The sequence below is a fragment of the Comamonas sp. AG1104 genome, from assembly GCF_003350425.1.
GTDB classification, from domain to species: domain Bacteria; phylum Pseudomonadota; class Gammaproteobacteria; order Burkholderiales; family Burkholderiaceae_C; genus Comamonas; species Comamonas testosteroni.
The window spans coordinates 310264-334639 of record NZ_QQAS01000005.1; the positions used below are offsets into that span (position 1 = coordinate 310264).

At 59.7% G+C, this 24376-nt stretch carries 25 protein-coding genes; 19 read left to right on the forward strand and 6 right to left on the reverse strand.

From position 1 onward, the window contains the following. Positions 1 to 714: 714 nt before the first annotated feature. The 11 genes from DFO48_RS16065 (at position 715) to DFO48_RS16125 (ending at position 9394) form a co-directional block, all read left to right on the forward strand. Entirely contained in the window at positions 715 to 1023 is a 309-nt protein-coding gene (locus DFO48_RS16065; protein ID WP_003053988.1) for a hypothetical protein, read from the forward strand. Positions 1024 to 1193: 170 nt separating this feature from the next. Further along, the gene (locus DFO48_RS16070) at positions 1194 to 1523 is read left to right on the forward strand and encodes a DNA breaking-rejoining protein (protein ID WP_233506419.1); all 330 of its coding nucleotides are present in this window, start codon (positions 1194 to 1196) and stop codon (positions 1521 to 1523) included. Positions 1524 to 1607: 84 nt separating this feature from the next. Beyond that, the gene (locus DFO48_RS16075) at positions 1608 to 2249 is read left to right on the forward strand and encodes an FABP family protein (protein WP_034377596.1); all 642 of its coding nucleotides are present in this window, start codon (positions 1608 to 1610) and stop codon (positions 2247 to 2249) included. 164 nt (positions 2250 to 2413) lie between these two features. Further along, positions 2414 to 2695 (forward strand): hypothetical protein, encoded by a 282-nt coding sequence (locus tag DFO48_RS16080; protein ID WP_114864064.1) that lies wholly within the window; start codon positions 2414 to 2416, stop codon positions 2693 to 2695. A gap of 271 nt (positions 2696 to 2966) precedes the next feature. Beyond that, positions 2967 to 3419 carry a universal stress protein gene (locus DFO48_RS16085; RefSeq protein WP_114864065.1) on the forward strand — a complete coding sequence of 151 codons (453 nt, stop codon included), beginning with the start codon at positions 2967 to 2969 and terminating at the stop codon, positions 3417 to 3419. A 190-nt stretch (positions 3420 to 3609) separates the two neighbouring features. Then, positions 3610 to 5088: an amidohydrolase family protein gene (locus tag DFO48_RS16090; protein ID WP_114864066.1), complete on the forward strand. Its 1479-nt coding sequence runs from the start codon at positions 3610 to 3612 to the stop codon at positions 5086 to 5088. 9 nt (positions 5089 to 5097) lie between these two features. Further along, on the forward strand, positions 5098 to 5859 hold the full coding sequence (locus DFO48_RS16095) for a YfaZ family outer membrane protein (protein WP_114864067.1): 762 nt from the start codon (positions 5098 to 5100) through the stop codon (positions 5857 to 5859). Positions 5860 to 6188: 329 nt separating this feature from the next. Further along, a complete protein-coding gene (locus tag DFO48_RS16100; protein ID WP_003075729.1) occupies positions 6189 to 7049 on the forward strand; it encodes a hypothetical protein in 861 nt (286 codons plus the stop codon). Between the two features lie 514 nt (positions 7050 to 7563). Then, on the forward strand, positions 7564 to 7758 hold the full coding sequence (locus DFO48_RS16105) for a hypothetical protein (protein WP_003075727.1): 195 nt from the start codon (positions 7564 to 7566) through the stop codon (positions 7756 to 7758). Positions 7759 to 7826: 68 nt separating this feature from the next. Continuing rightward, complete coding sequence (locus tag DFO48_RS16110) at positions 7827 to 8174, forward strand: PRC-barrel domain-containing protein (protein WP_003075726.1); 348 nt, start codon at positions 7827 to 7829, stop codon at positions 8172 to 8174. Positions 8175 to 9199: 1025 nt separating this feature from the next. Further along, entirely contained in the window at positions 9200 to 9394 is a 195-nt protein-coding gene (locus tag DFO48_RS16125; RefSeq protein ID WP_003053971.1) for a hypothetical protein, read from the forward strand. 252 nt (positions 9395 to 9646) lie between these two features. Here the strand turns inward: DFO48_RS16125 and DFO48_RS16130 are convergent, their stop codons facing one another. Further along, positions 9647 to 10027: a cupin domain-containing protein gene (locus DFO48_RS16130; protein ID WP_114864257.1), complete on the reverse strand. Its 381-nt coding sequence runs from the start codon at positions 10025 to 10027 to the stop codon at positions 9647 to 9649. 573 nt (positions 10028 to 10600) lie between these two features. Further along, positions 10601 to 10846 carry a DUF333 domain-containing protein gene (locus DFO48_RS16135; RefSeq protein WP_034348676.1) on the reverse strand — a complete coding sequence of 82 codons (246 nt, stop codon included), beginning with the start codon at positions 10844 to 10846 and terminating at the stop codon, positions 10601 to 10603. 321 nt (positions 10847 to 11167) lie between these two features. Between DFO48_RS16135 and DFO48_RS16140 the strand changes: the two genes are divergently transcribed. Continuing rightward, complete coding sequence (locus DFO48_RS16140; RefSeq protein WP_003075723.1) at positions 11168 to 12385, forward strand: diguanylate cyclase; 1218 nt, start codon at positions 11168 to 11170, stop codon at positions 12383 to 12385. A gap of 149 nt (positions 12386 to 12534) precedes the next feature. After that, positions 12535 to 13314, forward strand: coding sequence for a YoaK family protein (locus tag DFO48_RS16145; RefSeq protein WP_003075722.1), 780 nt, complete (start codon positions 12535 to 12537; stop codon positions 13312 to 13314). 14 nt (positions 13315 to 13328) lie between these two features. Here DFO48_RS16145 and DFO48_RS16150 read toward each other — a convergent pair whose 3' ends face one another. After that, positions 13329 to 14396 carry a GGDEF domain-containing protein gene (locus DFO48_RS16150; protein WP_233506420.1) on the reverse strand — a complete coding sequence of 356 codons (1068 nt, stop codon included), beginning with the start codon at positions 14394 to 14396 and terminating at the stop codon, positions 13329 to 13331. A 1150-nt stretch (positions 14397 to 15546) separates the two neighbouring features. Here DFO48_RS16150 and DFO48_RS16160 point away from each other — a divergent pair. Further along, positions 15547 to 16566 carry a D-2-hydroxyacid dehydrogenase family protein gene (locus DFO48_RS16160; RefSeq protein WP_003075717.1) on the forward strand — a complete coding sequence of 340 codons (1020 nt, stop codon included), beginning with the start codon at positions 15547 to 15549 and terminating at the stop codon, positions 16564 to 16566. Positions 16567 to 16583: 17 nt separating this feature from the next. Here the strand turns inward: DFO48_RS16160 and DFO48_RS16165 are convergent, their stop codons facing one another. Genes DFO48_RS16165 through DFO48_RS16175 form a run of 3 tightly spaced genes read right to left on the reverse strand, consistent with a single transcriptional unit; the run spans position 16584 to position 19434 of the window. Beyond that, positions 16584 to 17390, reverse strand: a complete 807-nt coding sequence (locus DFO48_RS16165; RefSeq protein ID WP_114864070.1) for a hypothetical protein — start codon at positions 17388 to 17390, stop codon at positions 16584 to 16586. Positions 17391 to 17393: 3 nt separating this feature from the next. After that, complete coding sequence (locus tag DFO48_RS16170; RefSeq protein ID WP_003075714.1) at positions 17394 to 17825, reverse strand: DNA polymerase III subunit chi; 432 nt, start codon at positions 17823 to 17825, stop codon at positions 17394 to 17396. A 52-nt stretch (positions 17826 to 17877) separates the two neighbouring features. After that, entirely contained in the window at positions 17878 to 19434 is a 1557-nt protein-coding gene (locus DFO48_RS16175; protein WP_114864071.1) for a leucyl aminopeptidase, read from the reverse strand. Positions 19435 to 19457: 23 nt separating this feature from the next. On the opposite strand from DFO48_RS16175, the gene lptF reads away from it, so the two are divergent. From lptF to DFO48_RS16200, 5 genes are read left to right on the forward strand one after another with little or no spacing between them, the layout of a single operon-like run. Then, on the forward strand, positions 19458 to 20567 hold the full coding sequence (gene lptF / locus DFO48_RS16180; protein WP_114864072.1) for an LPS export ABC transporter permease LptF: 1110 nt from the start codon (positions 19458 to 19460) through the stop codon (positions 20565 to 20567). Continuing rightward, positions 20564 to 21667, forward strand: a complete 1104-nt coding sequence (gene lptG / locus DFO48_RS16185; protein ID WP_003075709.1) for an LPS export ABC transporter permease LptG — start codon at positions 20564 to 20566, stop codon at positions 21665 to 21667. The genes lptF and lptG overlap by 4 nt, the downstream gene beginning before the upstream one ends. Positions 21668 to 21669: 2 nt before the next feature. After that, positions 21670 to 22098, forward strand: coding sequence for a sirohydrochlorin chelatase (locus tag DFO48_RS16190; protein WP_114864073.1), 429 nt, complete (start codon positions 21670 to 21672; stop codon positions 22096 to 22098). 58 nt (positions 22099 to 22156) lie between these two features. Beyond that, positions 22157 to 23098, forward strand: a complete 942-nt coding sequence (locus DFO48_RS16195; RefSeq protein ID WP_003075706.1) for a CysB family HTH-type transcriptional regulator — start codon at positions 22157 to 22159, stop codon at positions 23096 to 23098. A gap of 40 nt (positions 23099 to 23138) precedes the next feature. Further along, complete coding sequence (locus DFO48_RS16200) at positions 23139 to 24305, forward strand: pyridoxal phosphate-dependent aminotransferase (RefSeq protein ID WP_114864074.1); 1167 nt, start codon at positions 23139 to 23141, stop codon at positions 24303 to 24305. The last annotated feature ends 71 nt before the right edge of the window (positions 24306 to 24376 follow it).

Here is a 24376-nt window from a genome sequence, read left to right on the forward strand (position 1 = left end):
TCGGCGAAACAGTACCCATCAAAAAAGTATTTGGCTATATGCAGATGCTCTTTGTGCGTACTTTGCAGGCCAACCTGGTGCCATTCAGGGCGGTTCCATCGACCACGCAGACTCCTGCGCCCTGCGCCTTTGGTTGCCCTGGCCTCACAGATTGAGGGGCTGGGCAGGCCGGCGCATGGCGCATGATTGAGCTCCCCCCATGTGGCCCAGATCAACCTGCATGAGACTCGAAAGCAGCAGTACGAAAACAGCGCTGCCAGCAAGAGCACTCCCCACTCTGCGAAGTATCCCGGGAGCACCTACCGATGACTTGCTTGTTGGAATTCCGGCAAGCTATTCAGCCATCCTTTCAACGACCCAAGCCTCGAACATCGTGATCCTGAAACTCAATGTACCCCTCTAAAGATTGCCTTCATCAGGCAACTTCTACGCTCAAACCCACGCCCGCTCAGGATAGATTTCATTAAAAAAATCTATCTTTTCACTCAGTTACTTAGCACGGCCACTTCATCAAGAAAAGATGACAGCGGCACCGGCAAAGCACCTCCTCAGCGCTTCAAAGAAGCTCACACATCAGATCTGGTCTATCCATTAGCGCGATCTGTAAGTGCCTACATACTTCCTTACATCCGCTTGATACAACATCAGTCAAATGCAATGAAATGTCAGCTCGCAGGTCCTGCGGCAAGTCGTTGAGCAACAGGGAGTGTCGTCATGAGAAAAGTTAATCCTGCCGCCAAAAACGCGAACCGCGCTTTTGTCCGTCTGCACACGTATGTGACCAAGCAATTCGACTGGGATCTCTTCACCAAGGACTACCGGGTAGTCCTGCACACAGACGAGGACGGAGGCGTCACGCTCTACATCGTCAAGGTCTTCGACAAGGATGGACAGCCTGCCGCACTAGGACCAAAGATCCCTAACCAGATTACGTTCTCTTACCGTCAGGCTCCCATCATGTCGGTATGGACAGAGTTCTTTAACGACGGCAAATTCAGTTGGCGCAATGTCTCCTGCCGCTAGGGTGCGGCGGCGGGGGATGGTGGCTTGGCTGTCGGCATAGACACCCGCCGCTGCGCCAGGAGCGCCATCCTGTCCAACACATTCAGGAGAGTTGCATGACCCGCTTCCAACCGATGCTTGCAACTGCTGCCCTGCTCAGTCTAATGACGCTACATCTCAGCAGCAGCTCCATGGCACAGGCCGCCTTTACAACCCCGGGCGGCTACACCAACTCCTACAGCGGCCAGATCACGGGCAACGGTATCGTGCAATACGGGCTCGAAACGCGGCCCTTCCAGCGCATGACCGTCACGCTCAACACCAACAACCCGTCCAGCCAGATGAACGTCTTCAAGGACGGCTCTGCCCAGCCTCTATGCCAAGGCTCGGCCAACAACAACATCTGCACCTTCCGCATCGAGCGTGGTGCCAGCTATCGCGTGCTGATCTTCCTCACGCGTGAAGCCGCCCAGCGCGGCGAAAGTGCACGCTTTACGCTCACCACCGAAGAAAGCACCTGACAGCTTGACTGCCATCAAGAACCCCTCAGTCCATGGCTTGTAAACTGGCTTCAACAGATTCAAAGTGAAAGCCCGTTACACGATATGGAAAACTTTCCCAAAGACATCTACACCGAGCCCACGCCGGATGTGAATACTCTGGCCAACCTCGGCCCCCTGACCGGCATGGCCGGCATCTGGACCGGCAAGCGCGGCCTGGATATCAATCCCAAGGCTGACGGGCCTGAAAAGCAGGCCTTTATCGAGCACATGGAATGCCAGCCCATCGACGCGCAAACCAACGGGCCACAGCTCTTCTACGGCCTGCGTTACCACACACGCATCGTCAAGCCTGACGATGTGGAAACCTTTCACGACCAGGTCGGTTACTGGCTGTGGGAGCCTGCCACCGGCAACATCATCCAGACCCTGACCATCCCGCGCGGACAGACCGCCATGGCCACAGGCAAGACCACGGCCGACGCCACCAGCTTCACTCTCAGGGCAGAGCGCGGCTCCACCGTCAACGGCATCTCCAGCAACCCATTTCTGGAACACGCCTTCAGAACCGACGCCTATACCATCACCGTCACCAAGCACTCGGACGGCACTTGGTCGTACGAGCAGGAAACCACATTGACCATCCCTGGTCAGAGCGAGCCTTTTGCCCACACCGACCGCAACACCTTGCACAAGATTGGCGAGCCCACTCCCAACCCCACGGCAAGGGCCGCAGTTGAAATCTGATTGGCGCCATCAAAGGACTCCACGCCCCGGCCGAATTCACTGGTTCCACAGGGCGCACACTCCCCGATTACTGCATCGTCCGTAATGGCCTTACGCATGCTGGCCATGGACCTTGCGGGAAAGAAGGCGCTTGCCTTCAAACTGGCCTGTATGAATGCATTTCAATGCATGAAGGCCATTCCCAGCAGGCTGCCGACACTCAGCGCATGGCGCAGGCCTTCAATCTGGTCGCGAAGGCTGCTGTCTGGGCGCACCGCAGTGCGTTCACGACCTTTGATACAGAGCGATGCCGACCAATGAGCGCACAGCAGCCACCTGCCGAAACTGAATTACGCCGCCCTCCTACCAATGCACAGCCGATTGCGACGGACCTGATGCCGGCCTCCTTCGACAACCTGCTGTGGCGCATTGCCGACGTTGGAATCATCGGCGCGGCCGATGCCTGACTGGCCAAGCTGGCAGCAGCCAGCGTCCAACGCCTGACTCAACGCGCCCAGCGCCGCGAATAGTCTGCTTTTGATAACCTCTAACGCTTTATGGATAAGGGCTTGAGGCAGCTTTTACCTGCACCTTCATGGATTTGATTTCCATCAAGAAACCGTCTGAATACTCATTTCAAGGTGTTGCATTAGCAGCCCTGGAGTGTGAGTATGAGTTTGCTGATAGGTCGAATTGATTTGGCAACAAGACGCGCACCAATGCGCAAGGAGGCTGGATATGTTCAAGCACATTTTGATTCCTACGGACGGCTCGAAACTCTCTGAGGCCGCGCTGCGCGCAGGCATACAGCTGGCGAAGGAACAAGGCGCACAGGTGACGGCGCTGTATGTGATGCCGGATTACGCAGCCATGATTTACGGAGCAGAGGCGCTGATCGCCTACAACTCCGCCGAGTTCGACAAGAGCGCCCAGAAGGAAGCAGATCAGGTATTGCACGCTGCCCTGGAAATTGCCAAGACCGAGGGCGTGGCCTGCCAGACGGTGCGGGTAACGAATATCTCCATCAATCAGGCCATCATCAAGCAGGCGCAGGAGGGTAACTGCGACCTGATCTGCATGGCATCACACGGCCGCAAGGGCATTGCCGGCATTTTGCTGGGCAGCGAGACCCAGCGCGTACTGGTCAACAGCAGCATTCCGGTTCTGGTGCACCGCCCGGTTCAAGCCTGATCGGCTGCAGCGCAGTCACGACCCGGCCGCTCTCATCATGCAAGCAACGCCCCATCGCCCTCGTGCGGTGGGGCGCTTTTTCATGGTCCGATCGTCGTGTAGCATCGGTGCATCAAATTGTGAATCTTCGGTTCCATTTGTCACGCCTGCCGCGGCGTCTTTGTTCATTCAGCACAAGGGGAGAGAGCAGATGAGTAACGCAATCGCTACTGACGGCGACCTGGCCTGGAAGACCGGCCCGATTCGCCCCAGAGCCTGCACCTGCGACAGCGTGGTGTGCCAATTGCTGCATGAGCGGGTAATGACCGATATGTCGCGCCGCATGTTTGTGGGCGGAGTGGCCGCTATGATGGCGCCGTTCGTGGGCCTGCATGCGGCCGAGCCCGGTGCCGGCGGCATGCCCAAGCAGGCCGACCGCCCCGTGTTGCTGACCAATCTGCGCCTGTTTGACGGCACGGGCAAGTCCGTGCGCCAGGGCGTGCAGGTGCTGATCCAGGGCAAGGTGATTGCTGCCCTGCCCTCTGCCGGCGAGAAGGTGGAAGGCGCCCAGGTGATCGATTGCCAGGGAAAGCTGGTGATGCCGGGCATGATCGATACGCACTGGCACACCATGCTGGCGGCCGTGCCGCAGATGACGGCCATGACGGCAGATCTGGGCTATCTCTACATCTCCGCCGCGCAAGAGGCGCAGCGCACGCTGATGCGCGGCTTCACCTCGGTACGCGATGCGGGCGGGCCGGCCTTTGCGCTCAAGCGCGCGATCGACGAGGGCATGGTGCCGGGCCCGCGCATCTACCCCAGCGGGGCGATGATTTCTCAGACTTCGGGCCATGGCGACTTCCGCCTGCGCAGCGATATCCCGCGTGCGGCGAACGAGTCGCTGAGCATGGTGGAGCAAGTCGGCGTGGCCATGATTGCGGATGGCGAGACCGAGGTGCTGCGCCGCGTGCGAGAGCAGTTGATGCTGGGTGCCTCGCAGATCAAGATGCTGGCTGGCGGCGGCGTGGCATCGATGTACGACCCGCTGGACAGCACCCAGTTCACCGAGAAGGAGCTGCGTGCTGGCGTGGAAGCCGCCGCAGACTGGAACACCTATGTGATGTCGCATGTTTACACGCCCAAAGGCATCAAGCGGGCCATCAAAGCAGGCGTGAAGAGCATCGAACACGGCCAGTTGGCCGACGAGGAAAGCGTGCGCATGATGCGCGACGAAGGCGTGTGGTGGAGCCTGCAGCCGTTTCTACAGGACGAGGACGCCAACCCTTATACGGATGCAGTGCGCCGCGAGAGCCAGTCGCGCGTGGCCCAGGGCACGGTGCGCGCCTATGAGATGGCGCAGAAGTACGGCATCAAGACGGGCTGGGGCACGGACATTCTGTTCAGCCCCAAGGGCACTGTCACACAGGGCAAGCAACTAGCCAAGCTGACGCGCTTTTATGACCCCATGACGCTGCTGAAGCAGGCCACGGGCACCAACGGCGAACTGCTGGCCCTGTCGGGCGAGCGCAACCCCTATCCCCAACCGCTGGGCCGCATCGCCGCTGGCGCATTTGCCGATCTTCTGGTGGCCGATGGCGACCCGACGGTGAATCTGGACTTTCTGAGCAACCCGGAACAGAACCTGCGCCTGATCATGAAGGACGGCAAGGTGTACAAGAACACGCTGTAAGGCAGACAAATGATCCAGCATATCAACACCACTGCGGGCATGGCAGCGGCGGCGCTGGCCGTGGGCCTGCTGGCAGGCACGCCTGCATGGGCGCAGGACAACGCGGCGGCCGATGCATGGCGCTATCAGCTCACACCCTATGTATGGATGACGGGACTGGACGGCAGCGTCCGCCCGTTCAGGGGAGCGCCCACCGTGACCGTGAACAAGTCGTTCTCGGACATTCTGGAGAATCTGGACGCTGCAGCCTTTGTGAATGGCACGGCGCGCAAGGGCAGCTATGTGCTGCAGGGCGACTTCAGCTACGCTGCCACATCGGACCAGGCCGCCCTGCCCCTGGGCCTGAGTGCCAAGGCCAAGATTCGTCAGACCTCACTGACTATGACGGGCGGGCACAACTGGATGCTGAGCCCTCAATCGAGCTTCGACCTGATGGCCGGCCTGCGCCTGTGGCAGATCAAGGCCGAAGTGAATGTGCCAGGGGTGGGTTCGGCGCAATCCAACACCTCGTTCGTCGACCCGGTGGTCGCCGCACGCTGGCGCTACGACATTGCGCCGCGCTGGTCCAGCTTGCTGTATGCCGATATGGGCGGGCTGGATGTGGGCTCGAAGTTCACCTGGCAGGTTCATGCCTCGGTGAACTACCAGGTCAAGGAAAACATTTTTGTGTCCGTAGGCTACCGCCACCTGAGCGTGGACTACCGTGACAATGGCAAGCGACTGGACTTCAGCCAGAGCGGCCCGATCGTCGGAGCGACGCTCAGGTTCTGATCACCACCAGCGGATAGACAATACCCGGCCCGGCAGACCAGCGGTCTGCAATGCCACATACAGCAATCACTGCGGGCGAACCGCGCTGCGTCAGGCCTCAGTAGCGCTGGATTAACTGGTGTGCGATCTCACTTAGTTTCAGCGCATGGAGTCTCCTCAACCGCATGAGGAGTCTGAGCCTGAAAAAGTGCTCGCAACACCACCACAGCGTAAACCTGGGGCGTGCGCACTCATTGCTGCAGTCCGCCTTTAGCCGCCCGCGCCGGGCGACAATGTCAAAGCCGCACCAACTGAGCAAAACAAGAAATCCGACAGGCCACGAGGCATCAATGAATCGCACCGAATTTCTGCAACAGCCCGAAGTCATAGGCTTTACCGACTGGCTTGCAGCCACACTCCCCCAGCGACAAGTTCAGTTGAACATTCGCTCTTCCAGCTACGTACCCAAGGGCTTGACAGCCACTACCCGTTTTGCCGATCTGGTACCTCGCCACTACCGCTGGCGAGCGACTGGCCTCGCAACGGGCGACTGGGCCGAGTCGTGCATCAAGACAAGCGCTCTTTCTGCCAAGCTGCGCGCTGCCGTACAGGCCAACGATGCGACAGCCACCCTGGCCGCCTGTAGCGATGTGCTGGACTGGGGCGGCGAGCGCAACCCCAAGGAAGGCGCGCGGCCCTTTCTTGTGGGCCTTGGCACTAACATCAGCCACTACATTGCCCGGACCCATCAGGAAATGGCGCTTGGCTCGGCCAGCCTGCGCACCGGCTTTCCGACAGTGCAGCTCATGAACTCCATGCTCACCAAGGTGCACGCCTTTTATTCAGCCGAAGGCTTGCCCATCTATGACTCGCGGGTCAGCGCCGCAGCGGCTGCACTGGTGGAGTTCTGGCGCCGCAGTAGCGGCACGCGCCCCCTGCCCGATACGCTGAGTTTCCCGTTGGCCGGCGGCAGCCAGAAGCCCCAGCACAAACTGGCTTGCCTCTTTGACCAGCCACCGTCGCCGGGCACCCTGCTCTACACCAGCCAAAGCACGCCCCAGCGTTGGGCTGGCGCCAAGGTACGGCTGGCCTGGGTAATGGCCGAAACCCTGCGCAAGACCCCCAGCCTGTTTTCAGGCCAGCCTGATCGCATGCGCGCCATGGAAGCTTCACTCTTCATGGTGGGCTACGACCTGAACTGCCTGGCCTGAACAGAAAAAACCCCTGCCAACCAGCTGCTGCTGGGGATTTTCTCCGCACCCAGGAATCTGGGGCAAATAGGCCTCCAGCCCTTATCAACCAAACGCCGGAAGCTATCAAAACAGCTAGCTCTGGGAAAAGCCAATGTGCCTGTCGAATGCGGACAAGGGCAAAGCGGCAAGGCTGGCTGGAATCACGGCAGCGCCCTCCACCAAAGCATAAGGCCAGCCGGTGGACCCGATCTAGGGTACTGCGGTTGGAACGACTCGCATCAGGGCGGCAGAAACCGCAACCCTGAATGGGCCCGGAACCCACCATACCCTGCAGCGTGTCCTGATGAATACTGTGAGGAATATCGAGAGTTCCGCCTCAAACGTAAACCAAATGCTACGTAATGGCGGCTCACTCACAGTTTTCAGGCTTGCGCCCCGTTCTCCTACAGAAGGGTTTTCCATGGCTCGGCGACCATGCACCCACAGCAAGCCAACCCGGTTTGCTGATCACCAACCTGAAGGAGTGAAGGAAATGACGCAACAAGCGAACCAGCAGCACAGCCCCAGCCAACAGGACAAGCAGCAACAACAGCAAAACCCTGGGCAACGCCAACCAGGTCAGAGTACCAGCCAGCCCGGCCAGCAGCAGCAGCAAACCCCAGGACAGCAGAAGACCCCTGCTCAGCAACAGCAGCCCGGGCAGCAGCACAAACCGCCCCAGCAGTGAAAGTGAGCGCCTCAGCGCTGGCCCAGCTTGCCAGCGTTGTTCTGTACCACGCAAAGAAAGGAGCAGGAATGCAGTTAGCCTCACCTGTCATCTCATCCGATCGTGTCAACGGCACCAACGTCTACAACCCCAACGGCGACAAGCTGGGAGCTATCGACTCACTGATGATCGACAAGCTCACTGGCAAGATTCGATATGCAGTGATGCAGTTTGGCGGTTTCCTGGGCATCGGCTCAGATCTCTACCCACTGCCGTGGGATAGCCTCAAATACGAACCCAGCCAAGGCGGGTACGTGGTTTCCGTCACCAAGGAACGGCTTGAAAACGCCCCTCACTACAAGGGAGGCACCTTGCCCGAATACACCGACGACTACGGCCGCCGTGTCTATGACCACTACGGTGTGCCCTTTGTCTAGCCCTGGCACGCAGCCACACATGCGCTAGTGCCCAAACTCAAGAAGAACCGCAGGCCGGTCAGCGCCGGCGGCCAACCAATTGGAGTTCAGCCCACCTCGCGGTCGGCTTTTTTTTGCGCGGAGATTTTCAAATGTAGCCTCCCGGCCCCGCGGGCCTTAAGCGCGACCTCTCCCCGCAGGGTCAAGCGGGGCCATCTGGTGTGATTGTTCCAGGTACAAGGTATTGCTCAAGATCGAGGCCTGAAATACGCTTTGCCGATGCCGTGCGTAGTGCACCAGCTGTGAGCTGCGGTCTGAGTGGTCACACCAGATGGTGACGTTACCCATCGCTTTCTGCCGAGCCTGAGGTTCTCTATCCTCCCTCCGCTTCCCCAGGCACGCCGCAAGGCATCGGCCTTTACGCATAAGCCCACCCGCCAACGCCGGTGGGCTTTTTCTTTGCAGGCAGACACTCGGTGCGGCCACGCAACACTGGGGTCAACGTCTGTTGACGCGCTGTACAGGGCAAAATTAAACTACTGTACAAATGAACAGCACTGATTAAAATAACAGTAAAATTCAAAGCAACAGTTTGCTGCACCAGAGCGCGAAGCGCATTCACTTCATACCTTCGTTGGTTTCGCCCGCTCGCAAGAGCGCTGGCCTTTTTTTATTCGCCCCCGCCCATTCAGCGGACCTGCCTCTCGCCAAAAGGAGATTCCATGCTGTACAGCACCGTTCCTCAACCCGTTGATGAAGACCTCGTGCAGCGCCTGCGCGAGAAGGGGGGCTTGTGAAATGGCCACACATCCCCACCGCCCTGCTCGCGCTGCTCCTCGCAGCCCTGCTCTTGATAGCCCCAGCCTTGGAACAAGGCTACTGACCGCCGCGCAATGGAGCCTCGCGCTCCTGGGGATCTTTTGCCTCATCGGCGTGGCCGTCGTCATTGCCACCACCCCGCAAGCCTGGCCGCTGTGAACGGTCAACCTCATCGATTTTGATAGCTACAGGCGTTTTCCTGACAAGCGCCAGACCGGAGAAATATCATGGAAAAGATCATCGAATCCCTGATCCTCGTCGCCGCCATCTTCATGGGCGTACTGTGGCTTGCCACCCCCAACGCCCAGGCGGACGAACCCACCACCCTCACCAAATCCGTGCGCGACGAATTCGCATGCCCGGGCATGCACGCCGAATGGCTGGACGCTCACACCGTCCAGTGCCTGCGCGAAAAGCCCTGATCTGCCGCCAAGCCCTGCAGCCCGCAAGATAGCTAGTTCAATCTAGACGATGCCATCAGTAGCAGAGCACTTTCAAATGCAGATAGGGCAAGTGCAACGGGATCACCAATTCAGAAGCCCGGAAGCGCCCTCCAAGCATACAAAGCCCGCAAGGCTCCAAACCTGGCAGGCTTTTTGTTTGCCAAGTGGTCGGCATGTACCACCGCCACATCAATCTGTTATGTCGCAAGCCCGCAAGCACTTGCGCGAGCATTATTCGGAAGGTTTTGCGTAGACGTCTGCGCTTAGTACCTCAAGACCGACGAAGGGTTCATTCCCTTCAACCCAGGCGTCATGACCGGGTGGGATGGCGTAGGACTCCCCTGCGCTGAGCATTTTCTGAGAGCCGTCCTGCATTTGAACGGTGAGCTTTCCCGAGACGACATGCCCCACATGCGAGAGTTGGCAGTATTCGGTCTTCACCACGGGCTTGATGCATTCGGACCAGCGCCATCCGGGCTCAAAGTTGAACCGCCCAATCGTGTAGCCCTGAAGCTTTACGAGCTCCACGCGAGTTTTGCTAGGTGTACGAAGTTCATCGGGCTCGCTGTGCGACCTGACTTCTAGCTTCTCAACGCTGACTGGAGTGGCCATGACTTTCTCCTTCATAAGAGCTGCACCTCGAGCCCCCAAGGAATTCTTCAGGTATAGCTGGTGAGCCGAAGGACAGATGAAAAAACTTATCACTATGTCATTCGCATGGCATTGCCAGGAGCGCTTATCAGTTACCAATTGCTGCATGCGGCACGGCACCTCCTGCGCCGCCCAATCCACGGCTGACAGCAAAAAGCATGCTTCGACATACAGGGGGCCAACGCTACCCATCCAAAGCGCCACAAGTTCGCACAGATTTTTCAGATTTGCATACAGCTAGCAGATCGAATGCAGCTGCACCAAGAAGGGCATGACCTCTTTGCGCAGACCCAGGACGGCGCGGTGCCGACTGTTTTGAGCACAGCCAATGCCTTACCCATTGGTAAAGCCGGCTGAACTGTCCAGGTCCCGCCCACCCAGCCTGCGCCGTGTGAGTTTGTTTGCCTTCCATTCACGCAGACACGATGGGACATGCCGCTCCCTTGGCCTCAGCGAGGTAGGTGCCCGCGTCATCCACTGCGCACCAGGCGCCCACTAGCACTTGAGCCCGCTGATGTGAAGACTACGGCGCGGTTACTTTGCAGGGTGGTCGCGGCGGAACAGCTCCCACTCGTCGATTTCCGTGCCATTGGGCAGCACGCAGATGCCGCGCTCTCCGGCTGTGGTCTTCTCGATGCGGGTCTTGCCGCCCAGCTTGGCGCAGTACACCGATGCGGGGTTGGCCATACCGATCACAGGCGCAGCGGGCTGAGGCTGGGCGCAACCGCTGATGGCAAGTGCAGAAAGTACTGCGCTGGTAGTTCCAAGTGCTTTTTTCATGGACTCAATGTAGCAAATGCCGCCTTTTTCAATTGAGCCGCCAAAAATCCTGATACGCATCAATCCCTCGTTTCCTTCATCCATATGGGCTAAGGGTTGGCACCGACGATGTTGGCAGCACTCTGTCAGCCAATGTCACTTTTAGTTATTTCACCTCCAAAAAAGGAAAAGTGAACTGTCAGAAATCGCAAGAAGTTGTTAATTTCTGATCCGGAAGATGAGCGGCTGACACATTAATGGCCGCCTTGGCATTTAGATTTGACTAGAGATATGGCCAGTCTGGCCTATCTGTTGGTGATCACTAGCAGAAGGGCTGTGTGTATGCATACGAGCAACGACCACATCTTTGTGTTGATGCCATCTCTGTCCCTGCTCTTCTTGGCCGGCCTGCTGGGAGTGTGCTGGGCGACCCAGCCCAAGCAACGCTTTTTGCTCTGGCTGTGCGCCGCTTTCCTGCTAACGGCAATGTCCATCAGCATTCGCAGCGTGCTGAAGTTTGAAGTCCTCAATCACTATGTGGTTCTCGTCAACGCACTGTTTCTGGCGGGAGCTTGGTGTTTTTCCAAGAGCTTTTCAGAGCGTCGGCGTGTACCCACATATCCGCTTGCAGCCCTTGTCTTGTGTGCCGCAACGCTGGCCTCGCTCTACTACTTCGCCAACGTGGCACAGAACCAGGCGGGTCGACTGCACACATTCGGCATAGGCGTAGCACTGATACTCCTGCTGCCAGTGCCAGCAGTTCTCAAACGAGGTCTCACCAACGATTGGCTGGATAGGACTTTGCTGTGGTCCTATCTGTCTTATGCAGTCTTTACCATGCTGCGCCCGACGCTGGTCGCGGCTTTCGCACATAACGGTCTCGGCGATGCCATGGATGCCAACTCTACCTATTGGCTGACAACGCTGATGAGTATTTTGCTTTTTGCCTTGCTCTTCACGGTTTTAGTCTGTGCAGTCACCATCAGGGACACAGTCCGTCAACTGCGCACTGAACGCGACCTGGATGCTTTGACCCAGATACTGAATCGCCGCGCATTCAGGGAAGCCGCACAGCATCGCCTGAGCGACCAGCGCCTGTATCCCATGGCGCTTCTGGCCAGCGACATTGATCACTTCAAACGCATCAACGACAACTGGGGGCATGACAAAGGTGACCAAGTTTTGCAGCTTGTCGCCAGAGCGATGCAGCACAATGTGCGCAGCAATGATCTGGTTGCACGCTTCGGCGGTGAAGAGTTCATGGTTCTGCTGACCAAGATCGATTTGCAAGGTGCCGAGCAAGTCGCCAAGCGCATTGGCCTGGAGTTGAGAAATGACCAGGAAGTATTGCCGAACGGGCCAGCCCTGACACTGAGCTTTGGCATCACTTCAATCAGCAATGCTGACCAGCTTGAAGGTGCACTGAGGCAAGCCGACCAGTTGCTGTACAGCGCCAAGAATGCCGGCCGAGACCGCATTCATGTGGAAGGCCGCACTTACCCAGACATCAGCTTTGAACACACCATACCGACAGACCACCCCATGGCCTTGCTGATGTAAGCCGGCGAACTCGCAAGCCATTGCCATCACGCACCAGGCAGCTCACGTATCCAAGTTGGCCCACAATGATTCCTGCATGGTCGCTGGCAAACCAATTTGTCAGCATTGATGCACCCCGTCATGGGTGCACTTTTGTCAGTGGAACCTTGATGCGCAGACTTCGCCATCTCACCAACCGGCATCGCACGCCGTCCACCAATATCGCCCTGGGTCTGCTGCTGGCCTTTAACGCGGGCGCAGTCAACGCTGGCGGCTTTCTTGTGCTGCGGATGTATACCTCGCACATGACGGGTTTCGCCTCACAGCTGGCTGACGGCCTGGTGCTTGAGAACGCCAAGCTGCTGCTGAATGCGCTTGGTGCCATCATCGCCTTTACAACTGGCGCGGCCGTCTGTGCGTTGCTGGTGAATTGGGGACGCAAACGCCACCTGTACAGCGTCTATGCCCTGCCGCTGATGCTGGAGGCCGTCATGCTGATTGCCTTCGGCCTGATGGGCACAGTCACCTTGACCTGGAACACTCCCTTCGCAGTGCCGCTGACCGTTCTGCTGCTGTCCTTCATGATGGGTTTGCAAAATGCCGTGGGTTCCAAGACGTCCGGCGGCAGCACTCGCACCACACACATGACCGGCAATTTCACGGATCTGGGAATGGAACTGGGCAAGATGTTTTTCTGGAAGCGCCACGCCAACGCCGGCCTGCAACTGTCGCCCCTGGTTCGGCATGACTGGCGCCGCATGAAGGTGTCCGCCGGGCTGATCTTGATGTTTGTGCTGGGCGGCATTACCGGTGCACTGGGCTTCAAGCATATCGGCTTCATCTGCGTGGTTCCGCTGGCCGCTCTTTTGCTTGTACTGTCCGTGCCGCCATTCATGCGCGACGCAGCGCAGTCCGCCGAGAGGCCGTCACTCTTCAGCAAGAAGAACTGAGTGGAGCCGGCACATCACGCCACTGCCGCAACGTCCCCTGGTCCATGCACGACGACCTGATCGCGCCCGAGTTCCTTGGCCTTGTAGAGTTGCTGGTCAGCCCGCATTACGGCTTCGCGCAGATCACTGCCGAATGTGTTGACCACGATACCCATGCTCAAGGTCACACGCTGGCCATCGGGCAACGGCGCAATGATCTCAACCGCTCCTGCACGAATACGCTGCGCCACACACTGTGCAGTCTCAATGTCTGCATGGGTCAACAGCAGCACAAATTCTTCGCCTCCAAAGCGAGCCACCAGGTCGGAACCACGGACACTTGCCTGTATGACTTCCGCGACAGCCTTGAGTACTCCGTCGCCATACTCGTGCCCCCAGCTGTCGTTGACCCGCTTGAAGTGGTCCAGATCCGCCACCACGATGGAAATCGGCTGTGCTTTTCGATCCCGGGCCAGCGGGTCTGCAAACTCCCAGAAGCCGCGACGATTCAACACGCCAGTCAGCATGTCGTGATTGCGCTCGTCTCTGAGAGTGGCCATTGCATCCCTCATTGAAACGATGAGCATGAGGCCCGAGAACACCAGGCTGAACAATAGCGAGCCCAGCATGGTGACCAACCAGTAAATGGAGCTGAGCATGTCCTGGAGCTCGGTGAATCCCAGAAACAGCACCATGATGGGCCTGAGCACTGTATAGATCGCAAAGGCCCCATATGACCGGTAAAGCAGCTTCTCCAGCCCGTCACGTCTGACTTTTTTTAGAGCAATGGCAGGAAACGGTATGAAGTGAATGATGCCAAGCCCTGTGTTCAGCCAGAGCACTCGCGCAGCAATGTTGTCCTGCACGATGCTGTACTCGTAAAGAGCAGCAACCACGATGATCGATACCAGGGCCGAGATCTTGGGATATGAGGAGACGGAAAACTTTTGAGCGACGCCCCAGGTGCAGAGCCAGGCACCAAGCAGATAGATGGGCCCGGTGTAGACAGCCCACCGAACCAGTTGTCCGTGAGGTGTCAGGCATTGCCAACCCAAGGCAAGCCCCGTGAGTGTCAACCCACAAGCCGTCGAGAGCAGAAACACTGAGCGGCGCTGTGCAAGCCAGCAAAAAGCCATGAGTGCGCCCAGTGCCGCTATGCATACCGGCGCGACCAACAAGTACAGCTGCAAATTGCTAGGCATGAATTGGCGGATCAGAAAAGCTCATTCACGCGGCAACGCAATTGTGGTGACCCATGTTCTGAGACTCAGAAGGTGGAGTCCATTTGCTAAGTGGACTGATAAACGCCCGAATGTTAGCAATTGTGCCGAGAACCCTGCAAATCTCCTCCGAAACACATTGGTTTCCTTGGATCGTCACAAGTCCGTCCAGAAGCAGCAACTCGCGGCCACCCGCACCCGCAGCACTCGCCCCCGGTCTCGTCTTTGAGCGGGATTTTTTTATGACTGAATCAAAGAGGCACCTCTGAGGCAATCGCTCCCAAAATCATCGTCAAAGAAGTCGCTGCTCAACTGACGGGCCTGTTCCGAAAGGTCCTTGAGCGCCTTGCGAGGCAAGACGACCTGCCTCAGCCTCGGCAAATCAGCGCGGAACGCTGACTGGTTAGCGATCTTGACGACCGGGCGAGCAAGCCCTCGTTGTCTCGACTGCAGCCGCCGGAGCACACCGGCGCCAAAAAAGCCTCTCCGCACTCACAGCATCTGCTTGAACAACGGCCTCGAGCCGTAGTGCCGTACGGCTACAACCATTGCTTCTTCTCGGCGTCGTATTTGTGGCAGTTACAGATGCCATCCGCACCGGGAATCACGTCACCTGGAACAGCTTCCCTCACTTCCTTTGGAGGGGTTTGGATACATCAGTGAAACAGGTATCGGCCAAGTCCCGAACTTGATCTGCCGCTTACGCCCGTCTACCGGGGACTTACACCTATAGACACAACTTTTAGCTGACGCAACAGCCTTCAGTCGCAACCCAGGACAGCCATGGATCACAATGGCATTCCCATCGGACAGAGCTTTTGCGGCATGGACATCAAGATACATGCAAATTCCTTGGGCCAGCGCAGCTTTCAAAACCTGCGCCAAACCTACGCTAAGCTCTGGAGTGTGTAGGGTGTGCGTAGGGAATCTGGTGGCGTCGATTTGGCGTAAGTTTTCACAGAAGCAATCCTAAGCCTTTGATCGCATTGAATTTCATTCAATAAACTCAGCCACTTATTTAAGGATTCCAGTGGTGAACATCGTTATCCTGGACGATTATCAAGACGCGGTTCGCAAGCTCGATTGCGCCAAGCTGCTCGATGCCTTCAACGCAAAGGTCTATACCAACACCATCAAGGGCGTGGGTCAGCTCTCGGTTCGACTGCGCGACGCGGATGTCATCGTCCTGATTCGCGAGCGCACCCAGATCTCGCGCCAGCTGCTCGATAAACTGCCCCGGCTCAAGCTGATTGCCCAAACGGGCAAGGCTGGCGCCCATATCGATGTGCAGGCCTGCACCGAACGTGGTGTGGCGGTTGCAGAAGGCGTGGGCTCTCCCATTGCTCCGGCGGAGCTGACCTGGTCGCTGATCATGTCGGCCATGCGCCGTCTGCCGCAGTACATCTCCAATCTCAAGCATGGTGCATGGCAGCAGTCCGGACTCAAGGCTGCCTCCATGCCGCCCAACTTCGGACTGGGCAGCGTGCTGCGCGGACGCATGCTTGGCATCTGGGGCTACGGCCGCATCGGGCAACTGGTGGCCGGCTATGGCAAGGCCTTTGGAATGCAGATCTGTGTCTGGGGCAGCGAAGCCTCGCGTCGCAAGGCCGAGGCCGATGGATATCTGAGTGCCCCGTCCAAAGAAGCTTTTTTTGAACAATGCGATGTGCTGTCGCTGCATCTGCGTCTGAACGACGCGACGCGGGGCATCGTGACGGCACAGGAGCTGGCACGCATGAAACCGACAGCCTTGTTCGTCAACACCTCGCGCGCCGAACTGGTGGAGCCCGAAGCCTTGCTATGTGCCTTGAACCGCGGCCGCCCGGGACTGGCCGCGATCGATGTATTCGAGAGCGAGCCGATCTTGCAAGGCCATGCCCTGCTCAGGCTGGAGAACTGCATCTGCACACCCCATATCGGCTACGTGGAGCAGGACAGCTATGAGCTGTATTTCCGTGCGGCGTTCGAGAACGTGGTGAACTTTGCCAACGGCCAGCCCAGCAATATTCTGAATCCTGAAGTTTTCAGCGGCCCACTGCGCTTGAACCGCTAACCGCCAGCGCTCGGCGACTACTGCCGGGTCTGCTGCGCAAGCTCCGCCTCCACAGCCTCAAAGACCGACTGACGCACCACGGTCTCCACTTCTTCACGCAGGCGAAGCACCATGGATCGGGTCTGTACTTCCACAACCTGAGCTATTGCTTCCTTGAGCTTGTGCTCCAGCACAAGGTCCACCCGCTGCATCAGCCGGTGGACCAGATACTCTTCGGTCACCACGGCACCGTGTGCATCCAGCGCCTGCTGCAGGCCCGCTGCCTCCAAGACCGGTTCGGGTTCAACGGCCTGCACCACATCCTGTGCCTGGACGAGCGGCTCCGCGGCTTCCTCATGGAAGGGCTCAGGCCCGGGCTGAAGCTCTTCATCCTGGGCTTGGCCAGCGTCCGTAATGGATGGCTGCTCCGCCTGGTCTGCCAGCGGCAATGCCTCCACGAGTTCGGCAGTTACCGACTCAGGCTCAGGCTCCACCTGCCCGGCCGCTATTGCTTCCACCACCTCCCCAGCCATGCTTTGCGCAAATGACTGCTGCGGCGGCAAGGATTCCGGCAAGGGGGGCAGCTGATGTGGAATACCTGCAGGCCTGCCGCGGCCGTAGAGACCGTCCGCCAGCCATGAGGTATGAAACGACGGCCGCGCCAGAGGTACGACGCAGTCTCCCAGCGTTCGCGGACCTGGCACCTGTTGCACAGCTGCCTGAGACTGCTCCGGCTGCGCCGACTGAGCGTTGTCTGCAGCGTCTTCGGGCGCGGAAGCTTCGGGCTGAACCACCTCGGTCAGGGTGGGGACGAATCGTGGCGGAACTTTGGATGAGGAGTTCATGACCTAGCCCTTGAGATTCAGATCGTGCCGGACAATGGAAAAACCACGCGCAGCATAGTCGCGCCAGCGGACACGCGCATCCTGGCGATCCATCTCATCGCCGGAAGACACGATTTCCACCACGCGCGCGAAGCGCTCAAACCCCGACGGCACCTGCGGCGTGAGGTTGACCAGCACATCGTAATGAGGCAAGTCCTGCAGGTGTTCGGTCAGGATGACGGGAGAAGCAGCAAGCATCTGCGCACCATCCGACTCGCAAGCATGCGCAAGAAAATCCGTGGCCGAGACGCTCCACAAACGGGGCGAAAGCCGGCTCAGCGCAGCTCCATCACCCAGAACCACGATGCGCGCACCATGACGCAGAGCCTTGCGTGCGAATCGGCACACATAGCCCAGCTTGTCTGGCGCATTGAAATGAAAGGCAATTTCTGTCACAACTCTTGGCGGCAGAGACGGTCTGAAACCAGGCCGCCCCTGCCGACTTTTCTTAAGCCGAAGCCTTGGCAGTCACACGCGTGCGGCGCGAGGCCGCAGGCTTGGCAGCGCTCTTGCGCGACGCCGAGGTCTTGGCCGTTGCGGGCGCAGCGGCTGCCTTGCCTTGCTGGCCCAGCAGATATTGCACCAGCAGACCCACGGGGCGACCGGTGGCGCCCTTGGCAGCACCGCTCTTCCAGGCAGTACCGGCGATATCCAGATGCGCCCAGGGAATATCGCCCACAAATTTCTGCAGGAACTTGGCGGCCGTCACAGCGCCCGCAGCGCGCCCTGCCACATTGCCCATGTCCGCAAAATTGCTCTTGAGCCCATCGGCGTACTCCTCATCCAAAGGCATGCGCCAGCAAGGATCGAGCGCCGCGTCGCCCGCAGTCTGCAAGGCCGCTGCCAGCTCGTCGCTGGTCGAGAACAGGCCGCTACGCAAGCCGCCCAAGGCGATCACGCAAGCACCGGTCAGCGTGGCCATATCGACCAGCGCAGAGGGCTTGAAGCGCGCTGCGTAATGCAGCACGTCGCACAGCACCAGACGGCCTTCGGCGTCGGTGTTGAGGATCTCGATGGTCTGGCCGCTCATGCTGGTCACCACATCGCCAGGCTTGATGGCTGCGCCGTCGGGCATGTTCTCGCAGGCGGGGATCAGGCCCACGACGTTGATGGCGGGCTGCAGCCTGGCCAGTGCCTGGAACACGCCCAGCACGCTGGCAGCGCCGCCCATGTCGAACTTCATCTCGTCCATCTCGGCCGCAGGCTTGAGCGAGATGCCGCCGGTGTCAAAAGTAATGCCCTTGCCCACCAGCACGATGGGGGCCACGCTCTTGGCCGCACCGTTGTAGTGCAATTCAATGAAGCGCAGGGGCTCGCGCGAGCCCTGTGCCACTGCCATGAAGGCGCCCATGCCCAGCTTGGCCACTTCGGCGGGGCCGTGGATCTTGCAGCTCATGCGTGCAGCCTTGGCAATGCTCTTGGCCGCATTGGCCAGCAAGGTGGGCGTTGCATGGTTGGCCGGGCGGTTGGCCCATTCGCGGGCCGTGTTCACGCCTTCCTGCTGCGCCACGGCAGTATTGAAAGCAGCGGTAACCGCAGCCGTCTTGGACGATACGCCCAGCACGAGCTTGGTCAGCGCAATGGGCTTGGCCTGGGATTTGGTGTGGGTATAGAGGTAGGTCGCATCGGCCACTGCCTGCACGGCGGCCGCTACAGCCTGGGCATCGGCATCAAAGGCAAAGCTCACAACGGCCTTGGCAATGCCGTCGGTCTTGAGCACCGCGCCACAGCCGGCCAGCGCATTGCGCACATCCCTGGCCGAGCCGGCCCCAGTGCCCAGCAGCACCACACGGCGTGCGGCAATGGCGGGCACTTGGTACAAAGGCAATTGCTTGCCGCAAGTCAGGGCAAAATCCCCCTGTTTCACCGCGTGAGCCACCATGGCTCCGATGGCGTCGCTGCCGAATGTGCCCGATGCTGCCTGCTCGGACACCAGCACCAGCAACAGATCACATTTTTCACGCGCTGCGGCGGCAGCGGTCAGAGCCTTCAGTTCAAAGTTCATAATCGGTGTTTTCCTTTTAGCCAATGTTATTCGATTCATCCATACGCAAAGAGCTGGCCCGCAGCTTTGGCGCGACGGCCGTGGTTCTGATCACTGTGGTGATGACCATGATGCTGATCCGCACCCTGGGTCAGGCTTACAAGGGCAGTGTCAGCCCTTCCGACGTGATGCTGGTCATGGGTTTCACCGTGCTCGGACAACTCCCCACCATTTTGGGCCTGAGTCTGTTTGTCGCCATTGTGGGCTCACTGTCGCGCATGTATCGCGACAGCGAGATGGTCATCTGGTTTGCTGCCGGCCAGGGCCTGGCCAGTCTGCTCAAACCCTTGCTGCGCTTTGCCTGGCCGGTGATTCTCATCACGGCCGTGCTGGCCCTGGGCGTGCTGCCCTGGTCCTACCAGCAAATCGAGCAGATCAAGACCCAGTTCCAGCAGCGCAGCGATTTGGATCGCATCGCACCCGGCGAGTTCCAGGAATCGGCGGGCGGCACACGCGTGTTCTTCGTCGACAAGGACTCCCCCTCGGACATGGCGGCCAGCAACGTCTTTGTGGTCTCGCGCGACCCGGGCAAGGAGTCCGTGACCTCCGCCAAGGGCGCGCATCTGGCCGTCATCAAGGGCCAGCGCATGGTGATTCTGGAGGACGGCCAGCGCATGGAGACGCGCAGCGACGACGGCTCGGTACGTATCACTGAATTCAAGGAATACGGTGTGCAGGTCGACAATGACAACCCCGTCACCATCGAAGAAATGGCCGCGCGCAGCATGCCCACCAGGGACTTGATCGGCAAGGACGAGCCGATCGCCCGCTCCGTGCTCGCATGGCGTCTGGGCCTGCCCTTTGCGGCGCTGAATTTTGTCATTCTGGGCCTGGCCATCTCCAGTGTGAACCCGCGTGCGGGCAATAGCAGCAGCCTGATGATCGCCCTCTTCGCATTTATCGTGTACTACAACCTCATGACCCTGGGCGAGAGCTGGGTCAGCGCCAACAAGATAGGCATGTGGGGCATTCTGGGCCTGCTTCATGGAAGCATCCTCACGCTCAGCGTGCTGGTGCTGGCGGCGCGCCATTTCCGCTGGTCGCCACGCGATCTGCTGCTGCGCTCGGGCAAGCGTCAGGAGAGCGCACGATGAAAGTTCTGCGCAACCTGATCTATCGCGAGGTCATACAGGCCGTCCTGTATGTCTCGCTGGCCTTTCTGGCGCTGTTCTTCTTTTTTGATCTGGTCGATGAAATGCGCTGGGTGGGCAGCGGCAATGCCGGCTACACCGCCACGCGCGCGCTGCTGTTTGTGGCCCTGTCCATTCCGGGCCACCTCTACGAGCTGATGCCGATCGCCGTGCTGATCGGCGCCATCTTCGTGATGGCCAAGTTCGCCCAGAGCTCGGAGTTCACCATCATGCGCACCAGCGGCATGGGCCCCTGGCTGGCGCTGCGCACGCTGCTGGTACTGGGGATGAGCTTTGTAGTGCTCACCGTGCTGGTGGGTGACTATATTGCACCTGCTGCCGACAACTTCAGCCAGAAACTGCGTGTGGTCAGCAAAGGCCAGATCTCCCGAGGCGCCACCGGAGCCTGGCTCAAGGAAAAGCAAGGCGATCACTCGGTCGCCATCAACGTAGGCGCCGTCAAGAGCCCTGGCGACTTCGTCAATGTGCGCATCTTCGAGTTCGACAGCAAGGGCCGTATCGCTGCGCAGATCAGCGCCCAATCGGCACAGGTCGATGAAGACGAAGAGCAGTGGACGCTGCAGGGCGTGCAAGGCAGCAAGGTGGCCCAGGATGGCGATGTCACCAAGCTCAGCCGGATCAGCGAAGCCAGCATGAACTGGCCAACCAAGGTCACTGCGGCCATGGTCTCGGGTGCGCTGCTCAAGCCCGATCGCATGACCACGATTGCACTGTTCCAGTTTGTACGTCACCTGCAAGATAACGGCCAGGCGGCGCAGAAGTACGAAATCGAGTTCTGGCGCAAGGTCTTCTACCCGTTGAGCTGCCTGGTGATGGTGGTTCTCGCCCTGCCTTTTGCCTATCTGCATTTCCGCTCGGGCGGTATCACGGCCTATGTGTTTGGCGGGGTGATGGCCGGCATCAGCTTCTTCCTGCTCAACAACGTGTTCGGCTATATCGGCACTCTGCAATCCTGGTGGCCCTGGCTGGCCGCCGCGGCGCCGGGTCTGCTCTACACCGCGCTATCGCTCTCGGCCTTTGGCTGGCTGGTACTGAGGCGCTAGCCATGGATGACGCAGCCAACCATTCTCCATGCCGGGCCGGTCTGATCCTGCTGGCCCATGGCTCCAGAGACCCTCTCTGGCGCCAGCCCATAGAGGCCGTGCATCAGCTGGTACAGGCAATGCAGCCCGGCCTGCCCTGCATCTGCGCCTATCTGGATGCCTGCGCACCGGATCTGCCTGCCGCCGCGCAGAGCCTGATTGCGCAAGGCGTCAAACACCTGATCGTGCTGCCGCTGTTCCTCGGTACCGGCAAACATGCACGCGAAGACATTCCGCGCCTGCTGGACGAATTGCGCCGCCAGCATCCCGGCTGCCAGTTCGATCTGCAGACCGCAGCGGGTGAGAATCCTCGCGTCACGTCCCTGCTGGCGCAGCTGGCGATAGAGGCGGCAACCGGCACCGAAGCTCTCAAACATACAGATTTCAAATAAAAAATAGCTTCTTTAGATATTTGAAGCATAATGATGCAAGTTCTTAGTCCATGCCGTCATGAACCTGCATCAATTCCGCTTCGTTCAGGAAGCCGCCCGCCGCAATCTCAACCTCACCGAGGCGGCCAAGGCCCTGCACACCTCCCAGCCCGGAGTCTCCAAAGCCATCATCGAGCTTGAGGAAGAGCTGGGCATCGATATCTTTGCGCGCCACGGCAAGCGTCTCAAGCGCATCACCGAGCCGGGACAGGAAGTCCTCAAGAGCATCGAGCTGATCATGCGCGAGGTGGGCAATCTCAAGCGCATCGGCGAGCAGTACAGCGCCCAGGACAGCGGCACGCTGAGCATCGCCACCACCCACACCCAGGCCCGCTATGTGCTGCCGCCCGCCGTGGCACGCCTGCGCGAGCTCTACCCCAAGGTCACCATCAGTCTGCACCAGGCCACGCCTGCCGAAGTCGCGCGCATGGTGATCGACGAAGTGGCCGAGATCGGCATGGCCACCGAATCGCTGGCCGACTACCCCGATCTGGTGACCCTGCCCTGCTACGAATGGCAGCACGTGCTGGTCATCCCCACGGGCCACCCGCTGGCGCAGAAAGAGCGCATCACGCTGGAGGACATCGCCCAGGAGGCCCTGATCACCTACCACCCGTCCTTTACCGGACGCGGCAAGATCGACCATGCCTTCGAGATGCGCCGCCTGCATCCGCATATCGTGCTGGAAGCCATCGATGCCGACGTGATCAAGACCTATGTGCGTCTGGGCCTGGGCATCGGCATCGTGGCCGAGATGGCCATGCGCGACGACACCGTCAACGACCTGGTGGTGCGCCCTGTCGGCCATCTGTTCGGCACCAGCGTGGCACGCGTGGCCATCAAGCGCGGCGCATATCTGCGCAACTTCGTCTACCGGTTTGCGGAGCTGCTCAGCGACCGTCTCTCGCGCGACCTCATCATGCGCGCCATGAACGGCAGCGTGGACGACTTCGGGCTCTGATCCGGCCCGCCTCAAGGGCCGGCGCCTGCGCGCCCGGCCCATGCATTGCAAGACTATCGTGACTCCCAATTTTCCCAGCAAGCTGCCCAATGTGGGCACCACCATCTTCACCGTCATGTCGGCGCTGGCCGCCGAGCACAAGGCCGTCAATCTGGGCCAGGGCTTCCCCGACTTCGGCTGCGACCCCAGGCTGCTTGACGCTGTCAACGATGCCATGCGCGCCGGTCACAACCAGTACCCGCCCATGACGGGCTGGCCCGCGCTGCGCGAGGCCGTGGCCGCCAAGATCGAAACGCTGCACGGTCGCCGCTATGACGCGGGCAGCGAGATCACCATCACTGCCGGCGCCACCCAGGCCATTCTCACCGCCATCCTGGCCACTGTGCATGCGGGCGACGAAGTCATCGTGCTCGACCCCTGCTACGACAGCTATGTGCCCAATATCGAGATGGCCGGCGGCGTGGCCGTGCGGGTGCCGCTGACGCCCGGCAGCTTCCGCCCCGACTTTGCCAGGATCGCGGCCGCCATCACGCCGCGCACGCGTCTGCTGATCATCAACAGTCCGCACAACCCCAGTGCCACCATCTGGACCGATGCGGAAATGCGCCAGCTCGAGGCGCTGCTGGCCCCCACCAATGTGCTGCTGATCAGCGACGAGGTCTACGAGCACATGGTCTTCGACGGCGCCCAGCATCTGAGCAGCGCCCGCTACCCGGGCCTAGCCGAGCGCGCCTTCATCGTCTCCAGCTTTGGCAAGACCTACCATGTCACGGGCTGGAAGGTCGGCACCGTGGCCGCACCCGCCGCTCTCAGTGCCGAATTCCGCAAGGTGCACCAGTTCAATGTGTTTACCGTGAACACGCCCATGCAGGCGGGTCTCGCGCACTACATGCAGGACCCTGCGCCTTATCTGGAGCTTTCGGCCTTCTATCAGGCCAAGCGCGATCTGTTCCTCGGCGGGCTGCAGGGCTCGCGCCTGAAGCTGCTGCCCACGGCCGGCACCTATTTCCTCTGTGCCGACATCTCCTCGGTCTCGGATCTCAACGAGGCCGAGTTCTGCCAGTGGCTGGTCAAGGAAATCGGCGTGGCCGCGATTCCGCTGTCGGCCTTCTACGGCAACGGCTTCGATCAGCGCGTGGTGCGCTTTTGCTTTGCCAAGAAGGACGAAACCCTGATCGAGGCAGCCGCGCGCCTGCGCAAGCTCTGAAACGCTGCGGCCCATAAAAAAGGAGCGCCTACCGCGCTCCTTTTCTCGTTTTCAGCATGTTTTCATGCTGA